This is a genomic window from Kouleothrix sp. (assembly GCF_046328425.1).
Taxonomy (GTDB): Bacteria; Chloroflexota; Chloroflexia; order Chloroflexales; family Roseiflexaceae; genus Kouleothrix.
Window position 1 is genome coordinate 147,118 of the sequence record NZ_JAXLWP010000015.1, and the last position, 24,881, is coordinate 171,998.

Here is a 24,881-nt window from a genome sequence, read left to right on the forward strand (position 1 = left end):
CTTCGCTATAGCTAGGGGCATTGCCCGGTAGCTCCGAGTCGGAGAGTGTACCATAGAGCTTCCACACGCGCAAATCGCCACCGCACCTCAAGCGCCGCGCACGATCGCGTCGGCGATCCGCGCAGCGCGCACATTCATCTGGACATTATGCACGCGCACGATATCGGCGCCGGCGGCGATCGCCAGCGCCGTAACGGCGGCGGTACCTTCGTCGCGCTGGTGCGGCGGCAGGCCTAGCGGCAGTCCAATGAACGACTTGCGCGAGGCGCCGATCAGCAGCGGCAGCCCGAGCGCGCGCAGCTCGGCCAGGCGGCGCATCAGCTCAAGGTTCTGGGCCGGTGTTTTGCCAAAGCCGATGCCGGGGTCGGCGATGATGCGCCCGCGCGCGATGCCCTGGGCCTCGGCGTAGGCCACCGACTCGCGCAGCTCGGCGGCGATATCGCCGAGCAGATCGGCATACTCGACGCGCGGGTAGTGCCCGCCCAGCGCGCCGACGCGGGCCTCGGCGCGGCGGTTGTGCATCAGCACGATCGGCACGCGCCGCGCCGCCACCAGCTGCGCCAGCGGCGCGTTCCAGCCGCGATCGGGCGTGCGCAAGCCCCAGATATCGTTGATCATGCGCGCCCCGGCGTCGAGCGCGGCGGCGGCAACCTCGGCGTGGTAGGTATCGACCGAGATCGGCAGCGCAAGCTCTGCGGCGAGCGCGCGGATGGCCGGCAGCACCCGTCGCAATTCCTCCTCGATTCCGATCGGCTCGGCGCCCGGCCGCGTCGACTCGCCGCCGACATCGAGCAGGTCGGCGCCCTCGTCGGCGGCGCGGCGTGCCTGCGCCAGCGCTGCGGCGGCAATATCGGCGCCGGGCGTCGCCAGCCCGTCGGCGCTGAATGAGTCGGGGGTTACATTGATGATCGCCATCACATAGCTACGCGAGCCCCATACCAGCCGCGCATCGCCAAGTTCGAGCGTGGGTGAACCTGCTTGCTCGGGCACGCTTCGCCCCCTATCCATGAGTCGCCAGATCGCCAATACGACAAGATGACACGACCACAAGGTCGCCGAGCGAACTTGTCATCGTGCCATCTTGCTGGGCCTTATGATGCAGCTACAGCTACGGCTCGCGGGCCAGCGCAGCCGCGCGCTCGCGGCGGTAGGTGCGCAGGCCGACCCACAGCAGCAGCGGCACCAGCACCGGCCACCACGGCTGCAGATCGCGAAAGTTTTCGAGGAACAGCCGCAGCGGCGCAAGCTGCGGTATCGCCAGGGCCTGATCGACGATCGAGCCCTGCGCCTGCTCCGGCGGGCTGGGCAGCGGCTGCGAAAGCAGCTTCCGTAGGGTCATGGGCGGCCTCCATAGGCTTGTAGCGCCTTTGGCGCCCCGCGCATCCGCGTGAAGAGGCGGCCGGCGCGCCTAGACGGCCGGTGCCTTGGCGCGGCGCCGGCTGCGCAGATACTCGAACACCATCGGCAGCACCGAGATCAACACGATCGCCAGCGTCACAATCTCGAAGTTCTGTTTCACAAACGGTACGTTGCCGAACAGGTAGCCCAGAAACACAAAGATCGCGACCCAGGCCACGCCGCCAATGAAGTTGTACGTGATGAAGCGGCTGTAGTTCATACGGCCAACGCCGGCCACAAATGGCGCGAACGTGCGTACGATCGGCACAAAGCGTGCCAGAATGATTGTTTTGCCGCCGTACTTTTCGTAGAACTCGTAGGTCCGATCGAGGTGCTCTTTCTTCAGCAGCGGGATGTTGTACTCGAACAGCTTCACGCCCAGGCGCGCGCCAATCAGGTAGTTGATCGTATCGCCGAGCACCGCCGCAGCCGCCATGATCGCGAATAGCAAAAACACGTTCAGCGTGCCGCTGCTGTCGATCGCCGCCAGCGCGCCGGCCGCAAACAGCAGCGAGTCGCCGGGCAGAAACGGCGTGACCACCAGGCCAGTTTCACAAAAGATCACCACAAACAAAATCACATACGTCAGCGCGCCATACTGCTGGATGAACAAACTCAGATATTTGTCGATGTGCAAGACGAAGTCGATGATGCTGCCCATTGATCTAAATCCTTTACGATACGTACTAATAAACAGCAGCCCCACGCGATGCTAATCGCAGGGCACTGCGATCGATTGTACTTGATACTCGGAAGCGCTGTCAACCGCAGTTTGTAACAATCTGTTTAAGGAAGCGGTTCATTCGATGCGCGCGGCGCGGCGCGGATGGTGCGCTCGGCGTGGTAGCTCACCAGGCCGGCCGGGGCATCCGGGATGCGCCGCACCTGGCTGCGCCTGGCGATGTCGATCTCGACCGCGCTCTCGCCGCGGCCCTTCGAGTAGTAGGCCGCCAGCTCGGCGGCGCGGCGTAGGGTTGGCTCGGGAACCTCGCGGCCGGCGCTTTTGATCAGCACGTGGGCGCCGGGCATGCCGCGCGCGTGCAGCCACACGTCGTCGGCCGCGCCGATCTTGAATGTTACCTGCTCGTTCTGGCCGGCGCTGCGGCCAACGTAGATCGCATAGCCGTCGGGCGTGTCGACGCGCAGCGGCGGCTGGCGGCGCTGCTTGGCGCCCGGCCGGCCGGCGGCGCGCAGGTAGCCTTGCTCGGCGGCCTCGCGCGCGATGCCTTCAATCTGCTCGAATCCCTCGGCCAGATCGAGCAGCGCCAGCGTCTCGTCGAGCCCGGCCAGCCGCGCCTCGACCTCGTGCAGGCGCTCGGGCACGCCGGCCAGCGCGCCCTTGGCTTTGTCGTAGGCGCGAAAGCGATCCTGGGCATTCTCGGCCGGGGTTCGCTGCGGGTCGAGCGCGATCGTGCGGCCTTCGACCTCGAGCGCGGCCTGGCCCGGGCGCAGGCTGTGCAGAAACGCGTAGATCATCTCGCCCTCCCAGCGCAGCCGATCCAGCTCGGCGGCGCGCTGCAGCTCGGCGGCCAGGCTGTGGCGCTGGGCAAGCAGGCGCTCGCGCGCCTCGAGCAGCAGGGCGCGCACGGCATCGCGGCGCTGCTGGTGTGAGCTGAGCCGCTCGTGCGCGCCGTAGAACGCCTCGACCGCCGCGCTGGTCGACTCGGCCGGCGCCGCGCCGGGAAGGTGCGTCAGCATATACGGCGCGAAGGCCAGCGGCTCGCCCGTAGGGCCGCGCGCCAAGCTGGGCTCCGGCGCGTCGGCCCATAGGCCGCGCAGCGCCAGCGCCAGCCGGGCCCACGGCAGATCGGGCGCGAGCGGCGTATCGGCGCTGCCGGTGGCGCGAAACACCACCTCGCGGGCGGCCAGTGGCGAAAGGCCGCGGTAGGCCGCTACCATCGCGCGCGCCAGCTGTGGCTCGGAGCCGTCAAGCAGCGCGCGCAGGCCCTCGGCGGTGGCGTGGCGCGGGTCGCGCTTCTCCTGGCGCGGCGGCAGCTCGTACGGCTCGCGCGGCAGCACCGGCCGGCGGCTCAGGCGTGGCGGGATATGGCGCAGGCTCTCGAGGATCAGGTTGTCGTCGCCAACCAGGATGACATTGCCGCGGCGCTCCATGGCCTCGACAACCAGCTCGCAGCGGCGCGTCTCGCCCTCGGCCAGCGGCTCATCGTCTTCGGGCGGCTCGTCGGCTTCGTCGGCCGGCGTGTTGCGCGGTTGCGGCCCTTTGACTATACTTAGCAGCAGTACTCGTTCGAGATCGGGCTGCTCGATCGCGACGACGCGCCCGCCGACAACATACTTGCGCAGCAGCAGCAGCAGCGGCGTCGCCCGTTCGACCCCACGCGAAGGCTTGGCCGCGCTCAGGTGCGCGCGCGTGAACTGCGGATGCGCCGACAGCAACAGATGCCAGCGCCGGCCGGCCGCGTAGATCTCGAGCGCGACGCTCAGCTGGCTTGGCAGCAGCGCGCGCTGAACGCGCCCCCCTAGAATGGCTTCCCGTAGCTCTTCGGCTACCGCAGCGAGCGCGAGCGCATCGAAGTACATATGCCTGCCGATCGTCTTTCGGGCACCCGCCGAAACACGGCTATCTCAGGGTTTCGCGCTCGCAGAGCGGAAAACCAGACGCGAAACGATACCAGCATACCGCGGTGCCGCGGCCCGATGCGAGCAGCACAAGCGCCGGGCGCGAACGCCGCGCGATTGAGCCGAGATTATAGCATGCAGGAGCATCGATGAGCCAGACACAACTGAACCCGCTGCTTGAAGGCCACGCGGCCCCACCGATCCTGGTGGTGCTATCGGGGCCGTCGGGCGTCGGCAAAGATTCGATCCTGATGCGGATGCGCGACATCGGCTTCCCATTTCACTTCGTGGTGACGGCCACCAGCCGCCCGATGCGCCCGGGCGAGCGCGACGGCTACGACTACCACTTCGTCAGCGAGGCGCAGTTCAGCGAGATGATCGCCGCGGGCGATCTGCTGGAGTGGGCCGAGGTATATGGTCACTACAAAGGCATCCCCAAGAGCGAGGTGCGCCAGGCGTTGCAGAGCGGCCGCGACGTGATCCTGCGCATCGACGTGCAGGGTGCCTCGACGATCAAGCAGCTCGCGCCCGACGCCGTGTTCGTGTTTCTGGCGCCTGGCAGCTTCGACGAGCTGCGCAACCGCCTGCAGTGGCGCCGCACCGAATCACCCGACCAGATGGAGCGGCGGCTCGAGATGGCCCACCAGGAGATGGCCGCGCTCGACGAGTTCGATTATGTCGTGATCAACCGCGAGGATCACCTCGACGACGCGGTTGGCCAGATCCGTGCGATCATTGTGGCCGAGAAGCACCGCGTGCGCCCGCGCCGCGTCAGCCTGTGAGCCGCGCCGCGCTGTGGCGCGCCGGTTTCGGCTACATCTGCTACAATACAGGCGCATGTGTAGCGAGCTACTGGAAGACGATATGAATATACAAGAACAGCTTCAGCAGGATCTCAAAGCCGCCATGCGCGGCGGCGACCGCTTTCGCGTCGGCGTGATCCGCATGGCGCTGGCCGCGCTTCAGAACGCCCAGATGGCGCTAGTGAAGGCCGAGTTCGACGCCAGCGCGCCGGCCGAGGGCGACGCCAGCGGCGAGCCGATCGTCGTCGTACTCAGCGAGGCAGCCATGCAGGAAACGATGGTCAAAGAGGTGAAGCGCCGGCGCGACGCGGCTGAGCTATACCTGAAAGGCGGCCGGCCCGAGCTGGCCGAGCAAGAGCAGCGCGAGGCCGAGCTTCTAGAAACCTACCTACCGCGCCAGCTCACTGCCGCCGAGCTGCGCCCCATGCTGGCCGAGGCGATCGCCGGCCTGGGCGCGCGCGGCGTGGCCGACATGGGCAAGGTGATGCCGTCGCTGATGCAGCAGTTCAAAGGCCGCGCCGACGGTCGCCTGATCAGCCAGCTCGCACGCGAGATCCTGAGCAGCTAGACGCTAAGTAGGTGGAGCGATGCGACGCAAATGGGGGCTGCGGCTGGGGCGCAGCTGGCGCGAGAATCGCCAGCTGCGCGCGGCCGGCGAGGGCGATCAGTCGCTGATCGCCGCTCAGAACGAGGTGTACCAGCGCCGCATGCTCGTTGGCGTCTGCGTGCTACTGGGCCTGGCGCTCTGGTCGCTGCTCATGCTACGGCCGCTCACCAACCCCAACCTGCAGCCGGGCAGCCCCAGCCCGATCGAGATTCGCGCGCCGCGCACGGTGTCGTTCGCCAGCAAGCTGCTGACCGAGCAAGAGCGCATTCGCGTCGAGAGCGCGCCCGATACCGTCGTCTATACCCGCGATCCGAGCATTCCCGTCGAGCAGCGCGCCCAGCTCGCCAACGCGCTGCAGACGATCGAGCAGATCCGCAACGATCCCAGCCTTACCGGCGGCCAGAAGCGCGACAAGCTCGTGAGCCTGCCGTTGCCCAGCAGTACGCTTGCCATCTCGCCGGCGCTCGCGCTGCAGCTCACGCGCATGCCCAACGACGCCTGGAGCCTGGTGCGCGACCAGGCCCTGGTGGTGTACGACCGGGCGCTCAGCGACCACGACTACACCCTCAGCGAAGAGGATGTGCGCAACCTGCGCGAGCGCTCGATGCCGTACTGGAGCTCGCTGGTGGCGCGCGGCGAGCAGCAGCAGCTGGTGCTGCTGTTCAGCGAGGCGTTTGTACGGCCCAACCGGCTGCTCGACGCCGACGCCACCCAGGCGCGCAAGCAGGCGCTGCGCAATCAGGTGGCCTCGGTGCTCGTGACGATCCAGGAGGGCGAGAATATCGTTCACGCCGGCGATATCGTCACCCCGGCGATCCAGGAAAAGCTCGAGGCGCTCGATCTGCTCGAAACCCAGATCGACTGGCTGAGCGTCGGCGGTAAGGGGCTGCTGGCCGGGCTGCTGGTTGGCGTGTTTGGCATCTATGTCTACAAGATGCAGCGCAATATCTGGATGGTCAGCCGCACGCTGCTGGTGGTCGCGGTGCTGTTCGCGCTCACCGCGCTGGCCGCGCGGCTGGCGCTGCCGCTCGGGCGCAGCTGGGTCTACGCCTTCCCGCTCGGCATGACCGCGCTGCTGCTCGCCACGCTATTTCCGCGCGGGCTGGCGCTGATGTTGGTGACGCTGCTGGCCCTGGTGATCGCGTTTCTCGACGACAACCACGCCAACGCGGCCGTGGCGCTGCTGCTCGGCAGCATGGCCGGAATCCTGACGATCGGCCGTGGCGAGCGCTGGCTGCATTTCGCGGCGGCCGGCCTGACGATCGCCGTCGTCACTGGCCTCGCCCAGGCCGCGTTCTGGCTGAACGACCCCAGCGGCGCGCTTGGCAACCAGTGGCTGCAGATCGTGCTCTCGAGCGCGATCAATGGCGTGGCGTCGGCGTTTATCGCGCTGGGCCTGTTCAACCCGGTCGGCCACCTGGCCGACGTGGTGACGCCACAGCAGCTGATGGAGCTGGCCCACCCGGCCCAGCCGCTGCTGCGCAAGCTGATCCGCGAGGCGCCCGGCACCTACTACCATAGCCTCTCGGTCGGCAATCTGGCCGAGAGCGCGGCCGAGCAGATCGACGCCGACGCGCTGCTGCTGCGCGTCGCCTCGTACTACCACGACATCGGCAAAACCATCAGGCCCTACTTCTTCACCGATAACCAGAGCGACCGCGAAAACGTGCACAACGACCTCGACCCGCACACCAGCGCCGGGATCATCTGCGACCACGTGACCGAGGGCGAGAAGATGGCCCGCGCCGCCGGGCTGCCGCGCCAGGTGATCGAGTTCATCCGCGCGCACCACGGCACCAGCGTGATCAAGCACTTCTACCAGCTCGCGCTGCAGCAAGAGGATAGCGTGAATGTCGACGATTACCGCTACCCCGGCCCCAAGCCGCGCACCCGCGAGCAGGCGATCATGATGCTGGCCGACTCGGTCGAGGCGACGGTGCGCTCAAAGGCCCAGAGCGGCAAGATCTTCTCGGCGCGCGACGACGCGCACAACGGCAATGGGCGCGCGCGGCAGGGCATGCAGACGCTGGAAGAGCTGGTGAACTCGATCATCGACGAGCGCATCCGCAGCGGCCAGCTCGACGAAAGCAGCCTGACGCTGAGCGATATCGCCAAGATCCGCCAGGCTTTCATCTCGACTTTGCAGGGGATCTATCACCCGCGCGTCGACTATGCGCCCCAGGTGGTAAAGCATTCGTGATAGGCCGGCAGCCCAGCGCGCCAAACGCCCGCGTCCTGGCCATTCGCCCGTTACACGGTACTATTCTCGTATATTGCATGCGCTTGTTCCGCGCTCCGGGCCAAAAAAACGCATACAGAAACGTGCCTTAGGTGTAGTTGACAATGCTAGACGTAGACATCCAGATCGATGACCGGTTTGCCGATGCCGTCGACCCGGCGCTGATCGAGCGCGCAGTGGCGGCGGTGCTGGCGGCCGAGGCAGTCGCTGAGCCGATCGAGCTGAGCGTGCTGATCAGCGACGACGACGAGCTGCACGAGCTGAACCGCGCCTACCGCGGCGTCGACGCGCCCACCGACGTGCTGTCGTTCGGCGACGACGATGCCGACGATGGGCCGGCGTTCGTACGGCCGCCCGGCACGCCGCGCTACCTAGGCGACCTGGCGATCTCGTACGAGCGCGCCGTGGCCCAGGCCGCCGAGTACGGGCACTCGCGCGAGCGCGAGCTGGCCTACCTGGCCGTGCACGGCGTGCTGCACCTGCTGGGCTACGACCACGAGCGCGGGCCCGAGGACGCCGCAGCTATGCGCGCGCGCGAGGAGGCAGTGATGACCCAAATCGGCCTGCCGCGATAACGGCGCCCTGCAGCTGGCCACGCCGGCTGCGCGCCATTCATTAGACACACGCTATGATCGCTTCCCAGCCACCAACGCCACCCGGCGGCCATATGCGCGCGACAACCCTGCGATCGTCGTTTCGCTATGCCTTCGCCGGCCTGCGCTACCTGCTCTGGACCCAGCGCAACGCCAAGATCCACAGCGCGATCGGCCTGGCCGCCGCCGCACTTGGGCTGCTGCTCGGCTTCGACCGCTACGAGTGGCTGGCGCTGCTGATTACGATCGTGCTGGTGCTTGCGGCCGAGGGCGCTAACACCGCGATCGAGGCGGCGGTCGACCTGGCGTCGCCGGGCTACCATCCGCTCGCCAAAGTTGCCAAAGACGTTGGCGCCGGCACCGTGCTGCTGACTGCCATCGCCGCCGTGGCGATCGGCCTGGTGCTGTTTGTGCCGCACCTGTGGCCGATCGTGGTTGCGCTTGTCCGCAGGTTCGAAGGTTAAACGCCGTACGAGTTCGGAATACGCCGTGAACGTCTTGCTACTGTCGCCCTACCCGCCCTACCCGCCGCACGGCGGCGGGACCATGCGGATCTACCAGCTGATCCGCGGCCTGGCGCAGCGTCACACGCTCACCTGCCTGACGTTCGCGCCAGACCTCGCGGCCGAGCATGCGCTCGCGCCGCTGCAGCGTATCTGCCGGGTGATTACGGTGCGCGGGCCAGCCGAGCGCAGCCTGGCGCGCCGCGCCTGGACCACTCTGGCCTCGCCGCTGCCCGATATGGCGCTGCGCAACGCCGACATGGCCTACGCCGCCGCGCTGCGCGGGCTGCTCGCCACCGAGCACTTCGATATCATCCAGGCCGAGAGCATCGAGATGGCCGGCTACCTCCTGCAGGCCCAGACCTACGCGCGCCAGGCCGCTGCTGCCGACGTGGCGCATCCGCAGGCGCAGCGCACGAAACTGATCCTCGACCAGTTCAACGCCGAATATGTGATCCAGAAGCGCGCGTTTCTGGCCGACGCCCGGCGCCTGCGCCGCTGGCACGCCGCCGGCTATTCGCTGGCGCAGTGGCTCAAGCTGGCGCGCTACGAGGCCCAGGCCCTGCGCGGCTGCGACGCGGTGCTGGCCGTCGCCGACGACGACAAACGCATTCTTGGCCGCCTGGCGCCGCGCGTACCAATCGAGCTGGTGCCAAACGGCGTCGATACCGAGGGGTTCAGCCGGGCGGCGCTGCGCTACGAGCGCGCCGGGGCGCTGGTGTTCGAACCCGCGACGCTGGTATTCAGCGGCACGCTCGACTACCGGCCGAATGTCGACGCGCTGGTGTGGTTTGCAGCTAGTGTGCTGCCGCTGCTGCGCGCGCGCCGCCCCGACATTCGCCTGATCGCCGTAGGAAAGCGCCCCGCCCCGGCGCTTGAGCAGCTCGCCCGCGCTGGCATGCTCGCGCTTACAGGCCAGGTGGCCGACGCACGCCCGTTTATCGCTGCCGCGCCGGTATACGTCGTGCCGATGCGCATTGGCGGTGGTGTGCGGCTGAAGCTGCTCGAAGCGCTCGCGCTCGAGGCGCCGGTGGTGAGCACGCGCATGGGCGCCGAGGGCATCGCCGGGCTGCACGATGGCGAGCACTGCCTGCTGGCCGACCAGCCCGAGCAGTTCGCCGATGCGGTGCTGCGGCTGCTCGACGATCGGGCGCTAGGCCAGCGCCTGGGCGCAGCCGGCCGGGCGCTGGTGCGCCAGAGCTACGATTGGTCGGCGATCGTGCCGCGCCTCGAAGCAGTGTATCAGCACGCCTGAGCTGGTTATGCCCCCGTGCTATACTCACTCGTAGCGCCCTGGAATACGGCGCGTCGTGGCGATTCAGCGGCGCCGGGTGCCGCTGGCGTACGCATAAAGGGCAAGACATATGACCAACACCAGCCGCCAGCAACAGGTCGTCGAGCGCATTCTTGAAGACGAGCGCCTGCGCGGCGACCTCGACGACAGCGCCGCTAAAACGCTGCTCGATTGGGCCACCGCGCGCGCGGGGGGCGTCGCCGCCGACCCAACCCAATCCGACGAGCAGGTCGAATCCGCCGCGCGAGAGGTGCGCAAGGCGACGCTTGTGGCCGCCCGCTCCGGAGAGAGCGACCCGCGCCGGCTAGTGGCGCTGGCCGAAGCGGCGCTGCCCGAGCTAGCCGCCCCCACCGCAGCCATTCCCGCCCAGCGCGCCGATGCCCCCACCGCTGCCACCGGCCTGGCTGCCCAGGGCGCGCTTCAGGCCGGCGCTGGCGCGGGCGCTACGCCGATCGAGCGCGCGATCCAGCGGCCGCGCCGCAGCCGGCTGGCCCGGCTGCTGAAGCAGCTGCGCGGCAGATCGTGATGCCGCGCCGGTTTGGCGCCGCGCTCGCGCTGCTGCTCGCCATCGCCGGGCTGTGTGCCTGCCAAGGCGAGGGGCTGGCGCGCTTTGGCGGAGCCGCCGGCGCGACCACGCCCGATCGCGCGATCGACGTGTTTTTTACCACGCCCACACTGATCTACCCCGACAAACCCTGGCAGCGGCAGGCGGTGCCGCTGCTGCGCCGCTTTCTGGCCGACATCGACGCCGCGCGCAGCAGCATCGACCTGGCATCGTTTGATTTTGACCTTGGCGAGATCACCGACGCGCTGATCCGCGCCCGGCAGCGTGGCGTAACCGTGCGCCTGGTGATCGACAGCGAAAACCTGAGCGCGCCCGAGACATCCGAGCAGGCCGGGCGCTTCGCACGAGCGGGCGTGGCGCTGCGGGCCGACCGGCGCGAGCCGTTTATGCACCACAAGTTCGCGGTGATCGACGGCCGGCTGGCCTGGCTTGGCTCGTGGAATATGACCGAGAACGACACCTACCGCAACAACAACAACATGCTGCGCCTCGCCAGCCGCGAGCTTGCCGCCGACTACAGCCGCGAGTTCGAGCAGCTGTTTGCGGGGCGCTTTGGCGGCAGCAAAACCAGCGATACTCCCTTCCCGGCCACGCGCGTGGGTGAGGCGCGGCTGGCGGTATACTTCTCACCCGAAGACGGCGTCGCGCAGCATGTGCTCCAGCGCATCGCCAACGCCAGGCGCAGCATCGATTTCATGGCCTTCTCCTACACTGCCGCGCCGATCGCCGACGCAATGATCGCGCGCGCACGCGCCGGCGCCAGCGTGCGCGGCGTAGTCGAGGCCCAGAATGCGAATGGCAGCCAGGCGTCGTTCGGGCAGCTGCGCGCAGCCGGCATCGATGTGCTCACCGACGGCAACTGCTACATGATGCACCACAAAGTGATAGTAATCGACGAAGCGACGGTGATCACCGGATCGTACAACTTTACCAGCAGCGCCGAGCACGATAATGACGAAAACCTGATCATTATCGACGATGCCGCAGTAGCGCGGGCATACCTAGACGAATTCGAGCGCGTGTATCGCTGGGCGCGCAATCCGTCACGATGCCAATAAAAAACCACGTGGCCGAATACACATCGGCTGGCCACGTGGTTCCACACACAACTCGCCCAGGTAATGCACAAATACGCTAAGCGTTTTTCTTCTTGCGCCCGCGCCCTTTTGGCGCAACTGCCTCGGGGGCATCGGTTGAGACAGCCTGGGCTGCGGCAGTTACCTGAAACCGCAATAAATCGTCTTTTGTGCGCCGGAAATCAATCGTTAAGTTGCGTCGGCGCGCGGCGGCCTTCAATCGGTTGCGTACGGTTAAACGATTCTCGCCCGGATCCAACAGCGCCTCGCCATAGTCGCCTTCGCCATACTCACCTAGAATTTCGTCGTATTGCTCTTCAATTAGCTTACGCTGGCCCTTACCCTTGTTTTCGATCGCCCGCACTTCGTCCTGTGAGAGTTTGCGCACATTTGGCATTGTTCACCTCGCATAATAAGCGTATATACGGCTAATGCCCATCATAATACAGTTAACATTTTTTTGCAAGCATCATATTTGAAAACCGGCCATCGCTTGTTTTTGGCAATAAGCATTCGTGATCAGGCCGATAAGGTTATGTCGAAATAGCCAGGTGGGCTTTGTGCGTACGATTAGCCGGCATAAGCACAACCTGCCGATCAGGCTGCTTGACGCCTGTTTGCGCGGATTGCACAGCGTATTAGCCGCGCGATCACACATTCTGCCATGTCTGACCGAATAGTTATCTGGCGCACCGGCTTTTCTGGTATAATCGATGATAGAGGTGTTTGCTATGCGAAAAGCGTATCGACACCAGAATAGCATTGTGAAGGGAGAGCCCGCGCGCATGCAAGAGCAGTCATCGTCATCGACCCAGGCAACTCAAAAAGCAACCCTCAGCATGAACGCGCCAGTGCTCGCAGCACTCACTGCGATAGCTTGCGTACTCCTATCGTTTTTTGGCTACACCCAGCCGGTGATCATGGGCATTGTGCAAGGTTTAGGCGAATTTCTACCGATCTCGTCGTCGGCGCACTTGATTCTGGTGCCCTGGCTGTTTGGCTGGCATGGCGGCGTGATCGATTCGCTGACCTTCGATGTCGCGCTGCATATTGGCACGCTGGTGTCGCTGCTGATCTACTTTTGGAAAGATTGGCTGATGCTGCTGCGCGCCATACCCGGCCTGGCCGAGTGGGCGCTGGCCAAGATGCGCGGCGACCCGACGCGGCGGCGCAACCAGGCCGAGCACATCCTCAGCTCGGTGATCTTCGCTACCGTCCCCGGCGCACTGCTCGGCGTGCTGCTCGAAAAAGCCGCCGAGCAGGCGCTGCGCGCGCCACTGCTGATCGCCACAACTCTGACAATTATGGGCGTGCTGCTGTACGCCGCCGACCGGCTGCAGCCGCAGATCAAGCCGCTTGAAACGATCTCGTGGCGCGATTCGCTGCTGATTGGCCTGGCCCAGGCCTGCGCGCTGATCCCCGGCGTGTCGCGCTCGGGCGGTACGATCACCATGGGCCGGCTGCTGAAATTCGACCGCCAGGCCGCCGCGCGCTACTCGTTTCTGCTGAGCGCGCCGATCACCGGCGCCGCTGTGGCGCTGAAGCTGCCCGATATGCTGGCCATCCCGCGCAGCGAGATCGATGTCTTCCTGATCGGCGTGCTGGTTTCGGGCGTGGTCGGCGCGCTCGCGATCGGCTTTCTGCTCGATTACATCCGCCGCGCCGGCTTTGGCGTGTTCGCGCTCTACCGTGTGCTGCTGGCGCTGGTGATTGTGGCGGTGTACTTCACACGCTAGCCACCTGCATCGCGCCACGCCGGCCGCGTTTCAGTGCAAAGTCAGATTCTCTCCGCCTTTCCTGCTGCGGGAAAGCGGTAGATACAGCCCAGTGTGGCGGTTTCGGCAAGGCCGAAACCGCCACACTGGTTTGTGTTCGTCTCATGTGCCCGGGGCAGCAATCAAATGGCGTTGCGCTAGCCCGGCCGGAAGCGCCAGACGGTTGCCGCGCCCTCATGCCCATGCTATAATCCTGGCCGCGAACCTGCTTAACCCGTGAATAGCGCAGTACAACGCCACAGCGAAGGAAACCGTATGCGCCATAATCATAAACAACCGCAGCTTACGCGCGCAGCGCTGCGCCAGCGCCTGCTCCAGCTGGTGCGCCAGGGCGCGGCGGAAACGACGATCGACGCCCAGATCGACGACTTACTCGAAGAGATCCTGCACGACGAAGAGCTGATCGACGACGACCTGGTGGCGCAGCCCGCGCCGGCATGGGCCGACACGCGCGACGAAGACAGCCGCGTGGTAGTGACAGGGATGGGTGTGCTGACGCCGCTGGGCATTGGCTTGAGCGCGTTCTGGAGCGGCCTTGCCGCCGGACGCAGCGGCGTCGGGCCGATCACGCTGTGCAACCCCGGCGACTCGCCCAGCCGGATCGCCGCCGAAGTGCCTGGCTTCGAGCCACGCGATTACCTCGAAGCCAAAGAGGCCCGCCGGATCTCGCGCGCCAGCCAGTTCGCGGTAGCCGCCGCGCGCATGGCCCTGGCGGACTCGGGGCTGGCCGTGAGCGACGACAATCGGCGCGAGATCGGCGCGCTGATCGCCAATGGCAGCAGCTCGCCGCCCGACACCGAGCTTGCCGCGCGCACGCTGATCGAGCGCGGCTTCGGCAAGGTCAATCCGTTCTATATCACCGGCTCGCTGCCAAACATGCCCTCGTGCCAGGTGGCCATTCAGCTGGGCCTGCTGGGCTACAACACCGCGATCGCCACCGCCTGCGCCGCCAGCTCGCAGGCGATCGGCGAGGCCGCCGAGGTGATCCGCCGCGGCGACGCGGCGGTGATGCTGGCCGGCGGAACCGAGGCGCCGATCTGCCAGCTGACGCTGGCCAGCTTCTGCGCGATCCGCGCGCTCTCGACGCGCAACGACGACCCCGCGCGCGCCTCGCGGCCGTTCGACGCCGCGCGCGATGGCTTTGTGCTCGGCGAGGGCGCGGGCGTGCTGGTGCTCGAACGGCTCTCGGATGCGCGGCGCCGCGGCGCGCGGATCTACGCCGAGATCATCGGCTATGCCTCGACGTGCGACGCCTTCCACGTTACCGCGCCGCACCCCGAAGGCGACGGCGCCGCCCGCGCGATGGCCGCGGCGCTGGCCCGCGCCCGGCTCAGCCCGCAGCAGATCGATTACATCAACGCACACGCCACCAGCACGCCCGTCGGCGATGTGTCGGAAACGCTCGCGATCAAGCGCGCCTTCGGCGAGTATGCCAACAGCGTGCCGATCAGCTCGACCAAATCGATGATCGGGCACCTCACCAGCGCGGCCGGCGCGGTCGAGGCCGCCGCCACCATCCTGGCGCTCCAGCACGGCCTCATCCCGCCGACGATCAACCTCGAGCAGGCCGACGCAGTATGCGACCTGGACTACGTGCCGAACCAGGCGCGCCCGGCGGCGCTGCAGATCGCGATGTCGAACTCGTTCGGCTTTGGCGGGGTGAATGGCGTGCTGGTGTTTCAGAAGCCAGGGGGCGTGTAGGCCGCGATTATGCCGCCAGCGGCGCGCAGGGCATGTCCGGCAGCAGCCGCTCGATCCTGCGCAGCAGCTCGTCGATGTCGAATGGCTTGTCGACAAAGTCGGTGCAGCCGATCCGCCGCATCCAGGCCCACGGCAGCAGCGTGTCGTAGATCGTGGTTCCGAGAATTGGCGTGGCCGCCAGAACCGGCTCGGCGTGCAGCCGCCGCGTGGTCTCCCAGGCAGGCTGGCCGGGCAGCGACAGCGCCGAGAGGATCAGGTCGGGCTGGGCGCTGCGCGCGGTGCACAGCGCTTCGTCGCCAGGCGCCGCCTCGATCACCCGAAAGCCGACGCCACGCAACAGCCGCCCGACAATATCGCGGTGGTCGGATGCGTCGTCGATGATCATGATCGTGCGCTGTGCCATAGGGCGGCCTCACGAGCGGCTGCGTGCGGGTTCCACTTACTACAAATGCGCCGCCGCACAAAAAAGTTTCGCACACAAACTATTTTAACCGAACGTTAATTACTAGTGGCCGTCGCAGCGGCTATTTCGCAATCCAATGCGGAATCAAGTCGTGAGCAATTTGTAACGCTAATGCTGCGCTTACGCGCCGCCGGCCGATGGCCAGGGCGCCAAGGATACACGAATGAGCTGGGATATTGTCGGGCACGCCTGGGCGATCGATTTCCTGCGGCGCTCGATCGCCGGCGGCAGGGCGGCCCACGCCTACCTGATCAGCGGGCCGGCCGGCGTGGGCAAATCGCGGCTGGCGCTGCGGCTGGCCCAGGCGCTGAACTGCGAGCGCGGCGGCCCCGACCCGTGCCTGCAATGCCGAGCCTGCAAGCAGATCGAGCGCGGCAGCTACCCCGACGTGCGCGTCGCCGGCATGGCCAGCCAGACGGCCGGGCTCAAGCCCGAGGAAGCCGCGCGCCAGCGCGACCTGAAGATCGACACCGTGCGCGACTGGCTGGCCGATATCAACCTGCGCCCGTACGAGGGCCGGCGGCGCGTGTTCATCCTGCACGACGCCGAGCGGCTCACCGAGGCAGCCTCAAACGCAATGCTCAAGACGCTCGAGGAGCCGCCGCCCTACGCCACGCTGGTGCTGGTGGCCCACACCGCCGGCGAGCTGCTGCCGACGATCGTCTCGCGCTGCCAGCCGCTCAAGCTGCGGCCAGTGGCGCGCGCGGCGGTGGCGGCGGCGCTGCGCGAGCGCTTCAACCTCGCAACGGCCGACGCCGACCTGCTGGCGGCCTGGAGCGGCGGGCGGATCGGCTGGGCCATCCACATGATCGCGCACCCCGACGAGCTTGAAGCGCGCCAGGGCCAGCTCGACGAGCTGATCGCCATGCAGCTACAGCCGCGCGCGGCCGGCTTTCGCTGGGCCGAAGAGCGCGCCAAGCAGTACCGCTCGGGCGAGCAGGCCGCCGTGTTCGAGGCGCTCGGGCTATGGCAAAGCTGGTGGCGCGACGTGCTGGTGACGGCGGCAGGCTGCCCCGAGCAGATCATCCACATCGACCGGCGCGCCGAGATCGAGCAGGCGGCCGCACGCTTTCACCTGGCCGAGATCGAGCGCTTCGTGGCGCGTCTCAACGACACCGCCCGCCAGCTGCGCGAAAATGTCAATCCGCAGCTAGCGCTCGAGAATGCCCTGCTGCACCTACCTGGCGCGTAGCACGAGTATGGTATAATCGCCGCTATTCCCATTCCGGCCTCAATCGCTGTGCGTACTGGAGGAAGCTCGTGAAGGATGGCTATGCCATAGAGATGCGCGATGTCGTCAAGCGCTTTGGCGAAGTCAACGCAGTCGACCATGTGACGATGGAAATTCGAAATGGCGAGTTCTTCTCGATGCTCGGCCCCTCGGGCTGCGGGAAAACCACCAGTCTACGCATGATCGCCGGCTTCGAGTACCCCACTGCCGGCGAAATTCTGCTGAACGGCACGCCAATCGGCACGACCCCACCATTCCAGCGCAATGTGAATACGGTGTTCCAGTCGTATGCGCTGTTCCCGCACATGAGCGTGGCCGAAAATGTCGCCTTCGGGCTCGAGATGAAAAAGGTGCCGCGCGCCGACATCACCAGGCGCGTCGACGAGGCGCTCGACATGGTGCGCCTCAGCGGCTACGGCGAGCGCCGGCCGCGCCAGCTCTCGGGCGGCCAGCAGCAGCGCGTGGCGCTGGCGCGCGCGCTGGTGAACCGCCCCGACGTGCTGCTGCTCGACGAGCCGCTTGGCGCCCTCGATCTGAAGCTGCGCAAGGAAATGCAGATCGAGCTGAAACGCCTGCAGGAGCGCGTCGGCATTACGTTCATCTTTGTCACGCACGATCAAGAAGAGGCGCTGACGATGAGCGACCGGATCGCGGTGATGAGCGAGGGCAAGGCGCTGCAGATCGGCACGCCGACCGAGATTTACGAGCGGCCAAACTGCCGCTTTGTGGCTGATTTCATCGGCGAGTCGAATTTTATTCGCGGCCGCGTCAGCGACCTCAGCGCCGGCAGCGCGACGATCAGCGACGGCGCCGGGCTGACGCTGCGCGGCCAGCTGGTGCAGCCGCTCACCGTCGGCGACGAGGTGTATGTGTCGGTGCGGCCCGAGAAAGCACGCCTGTCGGTGCAGCGGCCGGCCGACCCGCCCGCGAACATGTTTCAGGTCACAGTCGATCGCGTCTCGTATATCGGCAGCGACACGCGCATCATGGTGCAGCTTGGCCAGGATCGCCTATTCAGCGTGTGGGAGCAAAACACGCGCTCGACCGTCGACCGCGACGCCTACTGGCAGCGCGGCGAGCAGGGCTATTTGTGGTGGCCGGTCGAGAACGCGCTCGTGCTGAAAGATTAAGCGCCCGGCCTGCCAAAGCACAACCCCGCTGCCGCAGGCTGCAACGCCTCGGCAGCATGCAGCACTGAAAGGGATCGCACCTTGACGACTGACACCGCTCCGATCAGCGAGGCGCGCCAGCAGGCGCTGTCCAAGGCGATCAATCGCAGCGAGCGCGGGCGGCTGTTCGCCCTGCTATTCCCCGGCCTGTTCTGGCTCAGCGTGTTCTTCGCCTTCCCGCTGTTCGTCATCCTGCTCTATAGCTTCCTCACCCCCGGCCCCACCGGCAATGTCATCTGGAAGTTCACACTCGGCAATTACGCCACGCTGTTCACCAAAGATCTGTATGTGAACGCCTACGTGCGCTCGCTGTGGATCGGCGTCATGACGACTGTGGTGTGCCTGCTGATCGGCTACCCGCTGGCGCTGTACATTGTGCAGCGGTCGCCGCGCTGGCGCAATGTGCTGCTGTTCCTGGTGCTGATCCCGTTCTGGACCAACTTCCTGGTGCGCACCTATGCCTGGATGATCATCCTGGCCAATAACGGCGTGATCAACTCGCTGCTGCAATCGATCGGCATGCCGCGCCTGACGCTGCTGAACACCACCGGCGCGGTGCTGGTGGGCCTGATCTATGGCGAGCTGCCGTTTATGGTGCTGCCGATCTATGCCTCGATCGACCGCTTCGACTTCACACTGCTCGAGGCCGCCTCCGACCTGGGGGCCGACCGGCGGCGGGCGTTTCTGCGGATCATGCTGCCGCTGACAATGCCCGGCGTGGCGGCCGGCTCGGTGCTGGTGTTCATCCCCACCGTCGGCCAGTTTGTCGTCTCCGACCTGCTGGGCGGCGCCAAGGTCGACATGCTCGGCAACCTGCTGCAGCGCCTGTTCACGCGCTCGAACCCGCCGAACTGGCCGCTCGGCTCGGCCATGGCGCTGATCTTCATGCTGGTGCTGACGATCGCGATTATCTTCTACTTCCGCACAACCACAGAGGAAGACCGATGATCGAAGCAAGCTCGCAATCGCAGGCGCGCCCTGCTACCGCCACGCGGGCCGCCGCGCGCACCAACTGGCGCACCGTGCTGCTGGGCGTGCACTCGGCGCTGATGTACGTGTTTCTGTACGCGCCGATCGTCATCCTGGTGCTGTTCTCGTTTACCACCGACAGCTTCGGCGCGCGGCTCACCGGCTTCACCTTCTCGTGGTACACCAAGCTGCTGCAGGACGAGCGCCTCATGGGCGCGGCCTGGAATACGCTGACCGTGGCGCTGGTGTCGACGATTATCTCGACGATCATTGGCACGCTGACGGCGCTGGCCATGGAGCGCTACCGCTTTCGCGGGCGCACCGGCATGGACGCGCTGCTGTACCTGCCGATCGTGATCCCCGAGATCGTCATGGCGCTGGCGCTGCTGGCGTTCTTCGCCTTCATGTTCGGCATCATCCAGAATATCACCGGCAGCCAGCTCAAGATGAGCCTCACCACCGTGATCATCTCGCATATCGCGTTTAGCATCTCGTTTGTGGTGGTGGTGGTGCGCGCCAGCCTGAAGGGCTTCGACCGGCGCCTCGAAGAGGCGGCGCGCGACCTGGGCGCGAATGAGTGGCAGACATTCTGGCGGATCACCTTCCCGCTGATCCTGCCCGGCATCATCGGCGGGGCGCTGCTGGCCTTCACGATCTCGCTCGACGACTTCATTATTAGCTTCTTCACCACCGGGCCCGGCACGTCGCTGCTGCCGATCGAGGTGTACGCCCAGGTTAAGCGCGCGGTTACCCCCAAGATCAACGCGATCTCCACGGTGATGCTGGTTATTTCGATGACGCTGGTGGCGCTCTCGCAGTTTGTGCAGCGCCAGCGCCGGTAGTTGGGCGCGGAGCGAAGCATAGAGGGTAGAGGATAGACAGCTGCCGCTATCCTCTATCCTCTTTGCCGCTCTCTGCTACCATCGCGTCTTCTGTCGGTATAGAAGGAGGATTTGCTCATGGCCCGCCTTAAGCTCTCGCTCGTACTTCTCGTGGTGCTGCTGGCGGTCTCCGCCTGCGGCGGCGGCGCAAGCTCGGAACCCACTGCCGCAAGCGGCGGCGCAAGCTCGGCGCCCACTGCCGCAAGCAGCGGCAGCACAAATGCCCAGGCCACCAGCGCGCCCGCGCCAACGCAAGCGGCTGCGCCGGCCGACCAGCCCACCGCGGCCAGCGCACCCGCAGCCGGCGAGCTGCAAGTCGACACGTCGAAGCTCTCGAAGGAGCTGCACATCTATAACTGGGCCGACTACCTGAACCCCGAAGTGCTGAAGAGCTTCGAGCAAGAATATGGCGTCAAGGTCACAATGGAGGTATACGACAACAACGAGGACATGATCGCCAAGATCCGGCCGGGCAACTCGGGCTACGATGTGGTGTTCCCGTCGGACTACGCCGTCGAGATCATGGCGCGCGATAAGCTGATCGCCACGCTCGACAAATCGCTGCTACCCAACCTGGCGCACCTGCGCAAGTCGAACCTCGACCTGTACTACGACAAAGGCAATGTCTACTCGATCCCGTATAACTATGGCACCACCGGCCTGGCCTACAACAAGAGCAAGTTCAGCGCGCCCGTCGACAGCTGGGGCGCCGTGTTCGACCCGAAGCAGGTCGAGCCGTACAAGGGCGAGGTGAGCATGCTCGACGACGAGCGCGAGGTGCCAGGCGCCGCGCTCCACTACCTCGGCAAATCGATGAACGACACCGATCCGGCCAATCTCAAGCAGGCCGAGGATCTGCTCAAGGCGCAGAAGCCATTCCTGGCCGCCTACGACAGCAGCAATGTCAGCCGCAAGCTCGCGGCCGGCGAGATCGTGATCGGCCAGATCTACAACAACAACGCAATGCAGGCGCGCACCGGCATCGACGGCGACTACTCCGGCAACGCCGACATCGTGTTCGTGGTGCCGAAGGAGGGCGGCACGATCTGGCAGGATAACGCCTGCATCGTGGCCGACTCGCCGAACATCTACACGGCGCACGTGTTTCTGAACTACCTGATGCGCCCCGAGATCGCCGCCAAGAATACGGCGTTCAACCAGGGCATCACCCCGAACGCCGACGCCGAGAAGCTGCTCGATCCGAAGATCCAGCAGCTGTATAAAGAAGGCTTCGCGCCCGACGACGCCACTATGAAGCGGCTCGAGTGGATCGTGAAGAACGAAAAGACCGTGGCGTTCACCGATCTGTGGACGGCGGTGAAGGGCGAGTAGCGCGGCACGGATTGCGGCTTGGGCGCACGGTCGCTTTTCGGCCGGCCGTGCGCCGGCATTTGGCCGAGGAAGCCATGGAGCTGTATTTTCGGCCATTGGCCTGGGCCGACGCGCTGGCGGTGGCGCGTTGGCGCTACCCGGCACCCTACCAGCTCTACGATCTGGCGCGCGGGCAGATGCTCGGCAGCGTGGCGATACACCGGGTTACGGCGCCGCTACGGCGCATCGGGTTCTATGCAGTGGCCTCGCACGACGACCCGCTGATAGGCGTGTTCTCGTTTCGCAAGCTTGGCTACGCGCTCGAGATCGGCCTGGGGCTGCGGCCGGATCTGACGGGGCAGCACCATGGCCTGGCGTTTGTGCGCGCCGGGCTGGCATTCGGGCGGGCTACCTACGCGCCCATAAGCTTCCGGCTCGACGTCGCTACCTTCAACCAGCGCGCCATCCGCGTCTACGAGCGCGCCGGCTTCGTCGCCGGCCGAAGCTTTACGCGCTACACCCGGCTAGGCGCCTACGAGTTCATTGAAATGACCCGGCCGGCGCACGATCCCACAGCCGCGCCGTAACGGTGATCCGCTCGCCGTCGCGGGTGATCGCAAACTCCAGCCAGCCGTCGCTCAGGTTGCGGATCGTCAGATCTTGCTCGCCTGGCCCGCCGCCTACCGCCCAGATCGACACGGTGTCGCGCGTGGGCACCCCGCTGAGATGCACGCCATTCGAGCGTACGTGGTTGACAAACCGAAAGGCCTTGGCCGGCAGCAGCGGCCGGGCGGCCATCACAAAGCGGCTGGCGAGGTCGCACAGGCCGCCGCCCTGGATCCGCTGCACGTCGGCGCTGCTAGCCGGCGCCGCCCCATCGGTCGGCGCTGGCGTCGGCTGCACTACCACGTACTTCCAGGGAAGCCGCTGCGGGCGCGGGCCAAGCAGCGCGTTGAACGAAAACACGTCGCCCGGCGCCAGCAGCACATGCGAGAGCGCGCCGCCATCCAGCGCTAGCGCAAGCCGAATATTCGCGCGCACCGCCCGGTTGGCCGGCGTGAACGAAACCGCCTTGGCTGCCAGCAGGCGCGGCGGCGGTGGCGTGGCGGTTGGGCTTGGCGACGGCGTGGGGCTCGGAGCCGCCGTGACGGTAGCGGTAGCGGTTGGGCTGGCCGTGGGGCTGGGCGTGTGCGTGGCCGTGGGGCTGGGTGCGCGGGTAGCTGTGGAGCTTGGCGCAAGCACGGCGTGCGGCGCCGCGCGTGCCACCGGGGCCTGGAACAGGCGCGCCTGCGGCTGCGCAAGGCCGAGCGCCAACAGCAGCATATCGAGCCCAAGCGCGATCGCGAGCAGAGCGACGAACAGGTAAAAACGCATCGCACTCCTTGTAGACGCAGGTACCGCCGTATACTAGCACAGGCACGCAGCCACGGCAAGGCGCGTGCGCAAAGCGCAAGATCGCGGTATAATGAGCCAGGGCAAGCGCCGCGGCAACGTCGGGGCGGCCCCGACGCTCAGCCAGACAACATGCAGCGGCCGGATGGCACGCATCGTGATGTAGCGCAAGCGCAACGCCTTGCGTTTCTTTTTGTTGGTAACACAGGAATCATAAAAACGTGACAGCAACCCCCACAACCAGCTTCGCCGACCTGGGCCTGAGCGAGGCCACCCTCCAGGCGATCGGCGAGCTCGGCTATGAAGAGCCAACCCCGATCCAGGCGCGCACGATCGTCAAGATGCTCGCGGGCGCCGATGTGATCGCCCAAGCGCAGACGGGCACCGGCAAAACAGCCGCCTTCGCCCTGCCGATCATCGAGCAGCTCGACCCTGAGCTGCGCGCCCCCCAGGCCCTGGTGATGACGCCCACGCGCGAGCTGGCCGTGCAGGTGGCCGAGGCATTCCACGCCTACGGCAAGTTCCACAAGCACGTCGCCATTCTGCCGGTGTACGGCGGCCAGCCGATCGATCGCCAGCTGCGCGCGCTGCGCGGCGGCGTGAACGTGGTGGTCGGCACGCCCGGCCGCCTGCTCGACCATATCCAGCGCGGCACGCTCAAGCTCGACCAGGTGCGCACCGTGGTGCTCGACGAGGCCGACGAGATGCTCGATATGGGCTTTATCGAGGATATCGAGGCGATCTTGAAAGAAACGCCGGCCACCCGGCGCACCGCGCTATTCTCGGCGACAATGCCCACCCCGATCGCGAACCTGGCCAAACAGTACATGCGCGAGCCGCAGCGGATCACCATTCAGGCCGAGCAGATGACCGTGCCGCAGATCCGCCAGATCTACTACGAGGCCGGCGGGCGCGATAAGTTCGAGATCCTCGCGCGCGTGCTCGACTTCGAAATGCCGACATCGGCGATCATCTTCTGCCGCACCAAGAGCGAGGTCGACTCGCTCGGCGAGCGCTTGGTCGCGCGGGCCTTCCCGGCCGAGACGCTGCACGGCGACCTCAGCCAGGTGCAGCGCGACCGGGTCATGCAGCGCTTCCGCACCGGCCAGGCCGAGCTGCTGGTGGCCACCGATGTGGCCGCGCGCGGCCTCGACATCGAGCACGTGTCGCATGTGATCAACTACGACATCCCGCTCGACCCGGAGATCTACGTGCACCGCATCGGCCGCACCGGCCGCGCCGGCCGCACCGGCAACGCCGTGACGCTTGTCACGCCGCGCGAGCGCCGCCAGCTCAACATGATCGAGCGCATGACCGGCGCGAAGATCCAGCGCATGCGCCTGCCCACCGTCGCCGACGTGATCGCGCGGCGCCGCGAAAGTTTCAAAGAAACGCTGCGCGAAACCATCACCAACGGCGGGCTCGAGCCATACCTGATCATGGCCGAGGATCTGGGCGAAGAGTTCAGCCCCACCGATCTCGCGGCGGCGGCGTTCAAGCTCCTGCTCGACCAGTCGCTGGTCGAGACCGAGGATACGCTGGCCGAGCAGCAGCAAGACCGCTTCGAGGATGAGCGCGATGGCCGGCCGCGCCGCGGACGCACCCGCGAGTTCGGGCCAAGCCAGGGCATGACCCGGCTGTACATCGACGTGGGCCGCGACGACGGCGTACGCCCGGCCGATATCGTCGGCGCGATTGCCAACGAGGCCGGCATCCCCGGCCGCGCAATCGGCGCGATCGAGCTGTTCGAAAGCTTCGCGCTGGTTGAGGTGCCGAACAATATGTCCGAGAAGGTCATCCGCGCGCTGCGCCACACTACCATCCGCGGCCGCAAGATCGCCCCCAGCATCGCCCGCCCGCCGCGGCGCTAAAGCGCCTTCGGCCAACAGCAAAACACCGCGGCCGCGCCAATGGCGCGGCCGCGGTGCGTTCGAGCGAAACGTTCAGCCTAGCCCAGGCCGCTATTGATCGAGCTGAACACCTGGCTGACCTTGCCGCCAAGCAGAGTCAGAATGCCGATCACCACGATCGCGATCAGCACCAGGATCAGCGCGTACTCTACCAGGCCCTGGCCCTCTTCCTTGGCGAAAAAGCTCCGGATCATTGCGTGCCTCCTTGAATAATTGCCGAATAAAGCATCATTAGTATAGAAGTACCTAGCGCATAACTCAATAGTCTGATGGTCCTATACTTCTTGGTACTTGCTTGACTCTTTGTTCATCGGAAGTTGCGTTTGGGCCACTGTTTTCGCTGCGCAAACGTTGCTCTGTTGCACAAATACATTTCGACAGACAAAATAAATTAACTACCAATCAAATGACAATCGCATCA

25 protein-coding genes are annotated in these 24,881 nt (G+C 66.2%); 17 read left to right on the forward strand and 8 right to left on the reverse strand.

Going from position 1 to position 24,881, the window contains the following annotated elements; translation table 11 throughout:
• Positions 1–87 precede the first annotated feature (87 nt).
• The 4 genes from folP to U0177_RS15550 form a co-directional block, all read right to left on the reverse strand.
• Entirely contained in the window at positions 88–990 is a 903-nt protein-coding gene (folP, locus tag U0177_RS15535) for a dihydropteroate synthase (RefSeq protein ID WP_409571555.1), read from the reverse strand.
• A gap of 118 nt (positions 991–1,108) precedes the next feature.
• On the reverse strand, positions 1,109–1,339 hold the full coding sequence (locus U0177_RS15540; protein WP_409571556.1) for a hypothetical protein: 231 nt from the start codon (positions 1,337–1,339) through the stop codon (positions 1,109–1,111).
• Between the two features lie 69 nt (positions 1,340–1,408).
• The gene (locus U0177_RS15545; RefSeq protein WP_409571557.1) at positions 1,409–2,059 is read right to left on the reverse strand and encodes a DedA family protein; all 651 of its coding nucleotides are present in this window, start codon (positions 2,057–2,059) and stop codon (positions 1,409–1,411) included.
• Positions 2,060–2,184: 125 nt separating this feature from the next.
• The gene (locus U0177_RS15550; RefSeq protein ID WP_409571558.1) at positions 2,185–3,939 is read right to left on the reverse strand and encodes an NFACT family protein; all 1,755 of its coding nucleotides are present in this window, start codon (positions 3,937–3,939) and stop codon (positions 2,185–2,187) included.
• A gap of 188 nt (positions 3,940–4,127) precedes the next feature.
• On the opposite strand from U0177_RS15550, the gene U0177_RS15555 reads away from it, so the two are divergent.
• The 8 genes from U0177_RS15555 to U0177_RS15590 all read left to right on the forward strand — a co-directional run bounded on the left by U0177_RS15555 (position 4,128) and on the right by U0177_RS15590 (position 11,640).
• Positions 4,128–4,760 (forward strand): guanylate kinase, encoded by a 633-nt coding sequence (locus U0177_RS15555; protein ID WP_409571559.1) that lies wholly within the window; start codon positions 4,128–4,130, stop codon positions 4,758–4,760.
• An 82-nt stretch (positions 4,761–4,842) separates the two neighbouring features.
• Positions 4,843–5,349: a GatB/YqeY domain-containing protein gene (locus U0177_RS15560; protein WP_409571560.1), complete on the forward strand. Its 507-nt coding sequence runs from the start codon at positions 4,843–4,845 to the stop codon at positions 5,347–5,349.
• 19 nt (positions 5,350–5,368) lie between these two features.
• Complete coding sequence (locus U0177_RS15565) at positions 5,369–7,588, forward strand: HD family phosphohydrolase (RefSeq protein ID WP_409571561.1); 2,220 nt, start codon at positions 5,369–5,371, stop codon at positions 7,586–7,588.
• A 143-nt stretch (positions 7,589–7,731) separates the two neighbouring features.
• Entirely contained in the window at positions 7,732–8,202 is a 471-nt protein-coding gene (ybeY, locus tag U0177_RS15570; protein ID WP_409571562.1) for an rRNA maturation RNase YbeY, read from the forward strand.
• Between the two features lie 92 nt (positions 8,203–8,294).
• Complete coding sequence (locus U0177_RS15575; RefSeq protein ID WP_409571563.1) at positions 8,295–8,684, forward strand: diacylglycerol kinase family protein; 390 nt, start codon at positions 8,295–8,297, stop codon at positions 8,682–8,684.
• A 25-nt stretch (positions 8,685–8,709) separates the two neighbouring features.
• Positions 8,710–9,978 (forward strand): glycosyltransferase family 4 protein, encoded by a 1,269-nt coding sequence (locus tag U0177_RS15580; protein WP_409571564.1) that lies wholly within the window; start codon positions 8,710–8,712, stop codon positions 9,976–9,978.
• Between the two features lie 109 nt (positions 9,979–10,087).
• Positions 10,088–10,543, forward strand: a complete 456-nt coding sequence (locus tag U0177_RS15585) for a hypothetical protein (protein ID WP_409571565.1) — start codon at positions 10,088–10,090, stop codon at positions 10,541–10,543.
• Positions 10,543–11,640 (forward strand): phospholipase D-like domain-containing protein, encoded by a 1,098-nt coding sequence (locus U0177_RS15590; protein WP_409571566.1) that lies wholly within the window; start codon positions 10,543–10,545, stop codon positions 11,638–11,640. Before U0177_RS15585 ends, U0177_RS15590 begins: the two co-directional genes overlap by 1 nt.
• A 76-nt stretch (positions 11,641–11,716) precedes the next feature.
• On the opposite strand, the gene U0177_RS15595 is transcribed toward U0177_RS15590, so the two are convergent.
• Positions 11,717–12,055, reverse strand: coding sequence for a hypothetical protein (locus U0177_RS15595; protein WP_409571567.1), 339 nt, complete (start codon positions 12,053–12,055; stop codon positions 11,717–11,719).
• Positions 12,056–12,497: 442 nt separating this feature from the next.
• Between U0177_RS15595 and U0177_RS15600 the strand changes: the two genes are divergently transcribed.
• Both U0177_RS15600 and fabF read left to right on the forward strand, forming a co-directional pair.
• Positions 12,498–13,394, forward strand: a complete 897-nt coding sequence (locus U0177_RS15600) for an undecaprenyl-diphosphate phosphatase (RefSeq protein WP_409571568.1) — start codon at positions 12,498–12,500, stop codon at positions 13,392–13,394.
• 294 nt (positions 13,395–13,688) lie between these two features.
• Complete coding sequence (gene fabF, locus U0177_RS15605; RefSeq protein ID WP_409571569.1) at positions 13,689–15,134, forward strand: beta-ketoacyl-ACP synthase II; 1,446 nt, start codon at positions 13,689–13,691, stop codon at positions 15,132–15,134.
• Between the two features lie 7 nt (positions 15,135–15,141).
• Here fabF and U0177_RS15610 read toward each other — a convergent pair whose 3' ends face one another.
• Positions 15,142–15,537, reverse strand: a complete 396-nt coding sequence (locus tag U0177_RS15610; RefSeq protein WP_409571570.1) for a response regulator — start codon at positions 15,535–15,537, stop codon at positions 15,142–15,144.
• A 223-nt stretch (positions 15,538–15,760) separates the two neighbouring features.
• On the opposite strand from U0177_RS15610, the gene holB reads away from it, so the two are divergent.
• The 6 genes from holB to U0177_RS15640 all read left to right on the forward strand — a co-directional run bounded on the left by holB (position 15,761) and on the right by U0177_RS15640 (position 21,745).
• The gene (holB, locus tag U0177_RS15615; RefSeq protein WP_409571571.1) at positions 15,761–16,789 is read left to right on the forward strand and encodes a DNA polymerase III subunit delta'; all 1,029 of its coding nucleotides are present in this window, start codon (positions 15,761–15,763) and stop codon (positions 16,787–16,789) included.
• 68 nt (positions 16,790–16,857) lie between these two features.
• Positions 16,858–17,958 carry an ABC transporter ATP-binding protein gene (locus U0177_RS15620; protein WP_409571572.1) on the forward strand — a complete coding sequence of 367 codons (1,101 nt, stop codon included), beginning with the start codon at positions 16,858–16,860 and terminating at the stop codon, positions 17,956–17,958.
• 81 nt (positions 17,959–18,039) lie between these two features.
• Positions 18,040–18,945, forward strand: a complete 906-nt coding sequence (locus U0177_RS15625; protein WP_409571573.1) for an ABC transporter permease — start codon at positions 18,040–18,042, stop codon at positions 18,943–18,945.
• Positions 18,942–19,808, forward strand: coding sequence for an ABC transporter permease (locus U0177_RS15630; RefSeq protein ID WP_409571574.1), 867 nt, complete (start codon positions 18,942–18,944; stop codon positions 19,806–19,808). Before U0177_RS15625 ends, U0177_RS15630 begins: the two co-directional genes overlap by 4 nt.
• 117 nt (positions 19,809–19,925) lie before the next feature.
• Positions 19,926–21,179 (forward strand): PotD/PotF family extracellular solute-binding protein, encoded by a 1,254-nt coding sequence (locus U0177_RS15635; protein ID WP_409571575.1) that lies wholly within the window; start codon positions 19,926–19,928, stop codon positions 21,177–21,179.
• A gap of 74 nt (positions 21,180–21,253) precedes the next feature.
• Positions 21,254–21,745 (forward strand): GNAT family N-acetyltransferase, encoded by a 492-nt coding sequence (locus U0177_RS15640; protein ID WP_409571576.1) that lies wholly within the window; start codon positions 21,254–21,256, stop codon positions 21,743–21,745.
• On the opposite strand, the gene U0177_RS15645 is transcribed toward U0177_RS15640, so the two are convergent.
• Positions 21,699–22,532, reverse strand: a complete 834-nt coding sequence (locus tag U0177_RS15645; RefSeq protein WP_409571577.1) for a hypothetical protein — start codon at positions 22,530–22,532, stop codon at positions 21,699–21,701. The two genes, U0177_RS15640 and U0177_RS15645, sit on opposite strands and share 47 nt — an antisense overlap.
• A gap of 239 nt (positions 22,533–22,771) precedes the next feature.
• On the opposite strand from U0177_RS15645, the gene U0177_RS15650 reads away from it, so the two are divergent.
• On the forward strand, positions 22,772–24,421 hold the full coding sequence (locus U0177_RS15650; protein ID WP_409571578.1) for a DEAD/DEAH box helicase: 1,650 nt from the start codon (positions 22,772–22,774) through the stop codon (positions 24,419–24,421).
• Between the two features lie 77 nt (positions 24,422–24,498).
• On the opposite strand, the gene U0177_RS15655 is transcribed toward U0177_RS15650, so the two are convergent.
• A complete protein-coding gene (locus U0177_RS15655) occupies positions 24,499–24,654 on the reverse strand; it encodes a Flp family type IVb pilin (RefSeq protein ID WP_409571579.1) in 156 nt (51 codons plus the stop codon).
• Positions 24,655–24,881: the final 227 nt, after the last annotated feature.

Excerpts from the sequence above, each read along its gene's own strand:
- U0177_RS15545 (WP_409571557.1), bottom strand. The coding sequence starts at position 2,059 with ATGGGCAGCATCATCGACTTCGTCTTGCACATCGACAAATATCTGAGT.
- U0177_RS15565 (WP_409571561.1), top strand. The coding sequence starts at position 5,369 with ATGCGACGCAAATGGGGGCTGCGGCTGGGGCGCAGCTGGCGCGAGAAT.
- U0177_RS15635 (WP_409571575.1), top strand. The coding sequence starts at position 19,926 with ATGGCCCGCCTTAAGCTCTCGCTCGTACTTCTCGTGGTGCTGCTGGCG.
- U0177_RS15550 (WP_409571558.1), bottom strand. The coding sequence starts at position 3,939 with ATGTACTTCGATGCGCTCGCGCTCGCTGCGGTAGCCGAAGAGCTACGG.
- ybeY (WP_409571562.1), top strand. The coding sequence starts at position 7,732 with ATGCTAGACGTAGACATCCAGATCGATGACCGGTTTGCCGATGCCGTC.
- U0177_RS15610 (WP_409571570.1), bottom strand. The coding sequence starts at position 15,537 with ATGGCACAGCGCACGATCATGATCATCGACGACGCATCCGACCACCGC.
- U0177_RS15645 (WP_409571577.1), bottom strand. The coding sequence starts at position 22,532 with ATGCGTTTTTACCTGTTCGTCGCTCTGCTCGCGATCGCGCTTGGGCTC.
- fabF (WP_409571569.1), top strand. The coding sequence starts at position 13,689 with ATGCGCCATAATCATAAACAACCGCAGCTTACGCGCGCAGCGCTGCGC.
- U0177_RS15560 (WP_409571560.1), top strand. The coding sequence starts at position 4,843 with ATGAATATACAAGAACAGCTTCAGCAGGATCTCAAAGCCGCCATGCGC.
- U0177_RS15590 (WP_409571566.1), top strand. The coding sequence starts at position 10,543 with ATGCCGCGCCGGTTTGGCGCCGCGCTCGCGCTGCTGCTCGCCATCGCC.
- U0177_RS15655 (WP_409571579.1), bottom strand. The coding sequence starts at position 24,654 with ATGATCCGGAGCTTTTTCGCCAAGGAAGAGGGCCAGGGCCTGGTAGAG.
- holB (WP_409571571.1), top strand. The coding sequence starts at position 15,761 with ATGAGCTGGGATATTGTCGGGCACGCCTGGGCGATCGATTTCCTGCGG.
- U0177_RS15585 (WP_409571565.1), top strand. The coding sequence starts at position 10,088 with ATGACCAACACCAGCCGCCAGCAACAGGTCGTCGAGCGCATTCTTGAA.
- U0177_RS15595 (WP_409571567.1), bottom strand. The coding sequence starts at position 12,055 with ATGCCAAATGTGCGCAAACTCTCACAGGACGAAGTGCGGGCGATCGAA.
- U0177_RS15555 (WP_409571559.1), top strand. The coding sequence starts at position 4,128 with ATGAGCCAGACACAACTGAACCCGCTGCTTGAAGGCCACGCGGCCCCA.
- U0177_RS15630 (WP_409571574.1), top strand. The coding sequence starts at position 18,942 with ATGATCGAAGCAAGCTCGCAATCGCAGGCGCGCCCTGCTACCGCCACG.
- U0177_RS15540 (WP_409571556.1), bottom strand. The coding sequence starts at position 1,339 with ATGACCCTACGGAAGCTGCTTTCGCAGCCGCTGCCCAGCCCGCCGGAG.
- U0177_RS15640 (WP_409571576.1), top strand. The coding sequence starts at position 21,254 with ATGGAGCTGTATTTTCGGCCATTGGCCTGGGCCGACGCGCTGGCGGTG.
- U0177_RS15600 (WP_409571568.1), top strand. The coding sequence starts at position 12,498 with ATGAACGCGCCAGTGCTCGCAGCACTCACTGCGATAGCTTGCGTACTC.
- U0177_RS15575 (WP_409571563.1), top strand. The coding sequence starts at position 8,295 with ATGCGCGCGACAACCCTGCGATCGTCGTTTCGCTATGCCTTCGCCGGC.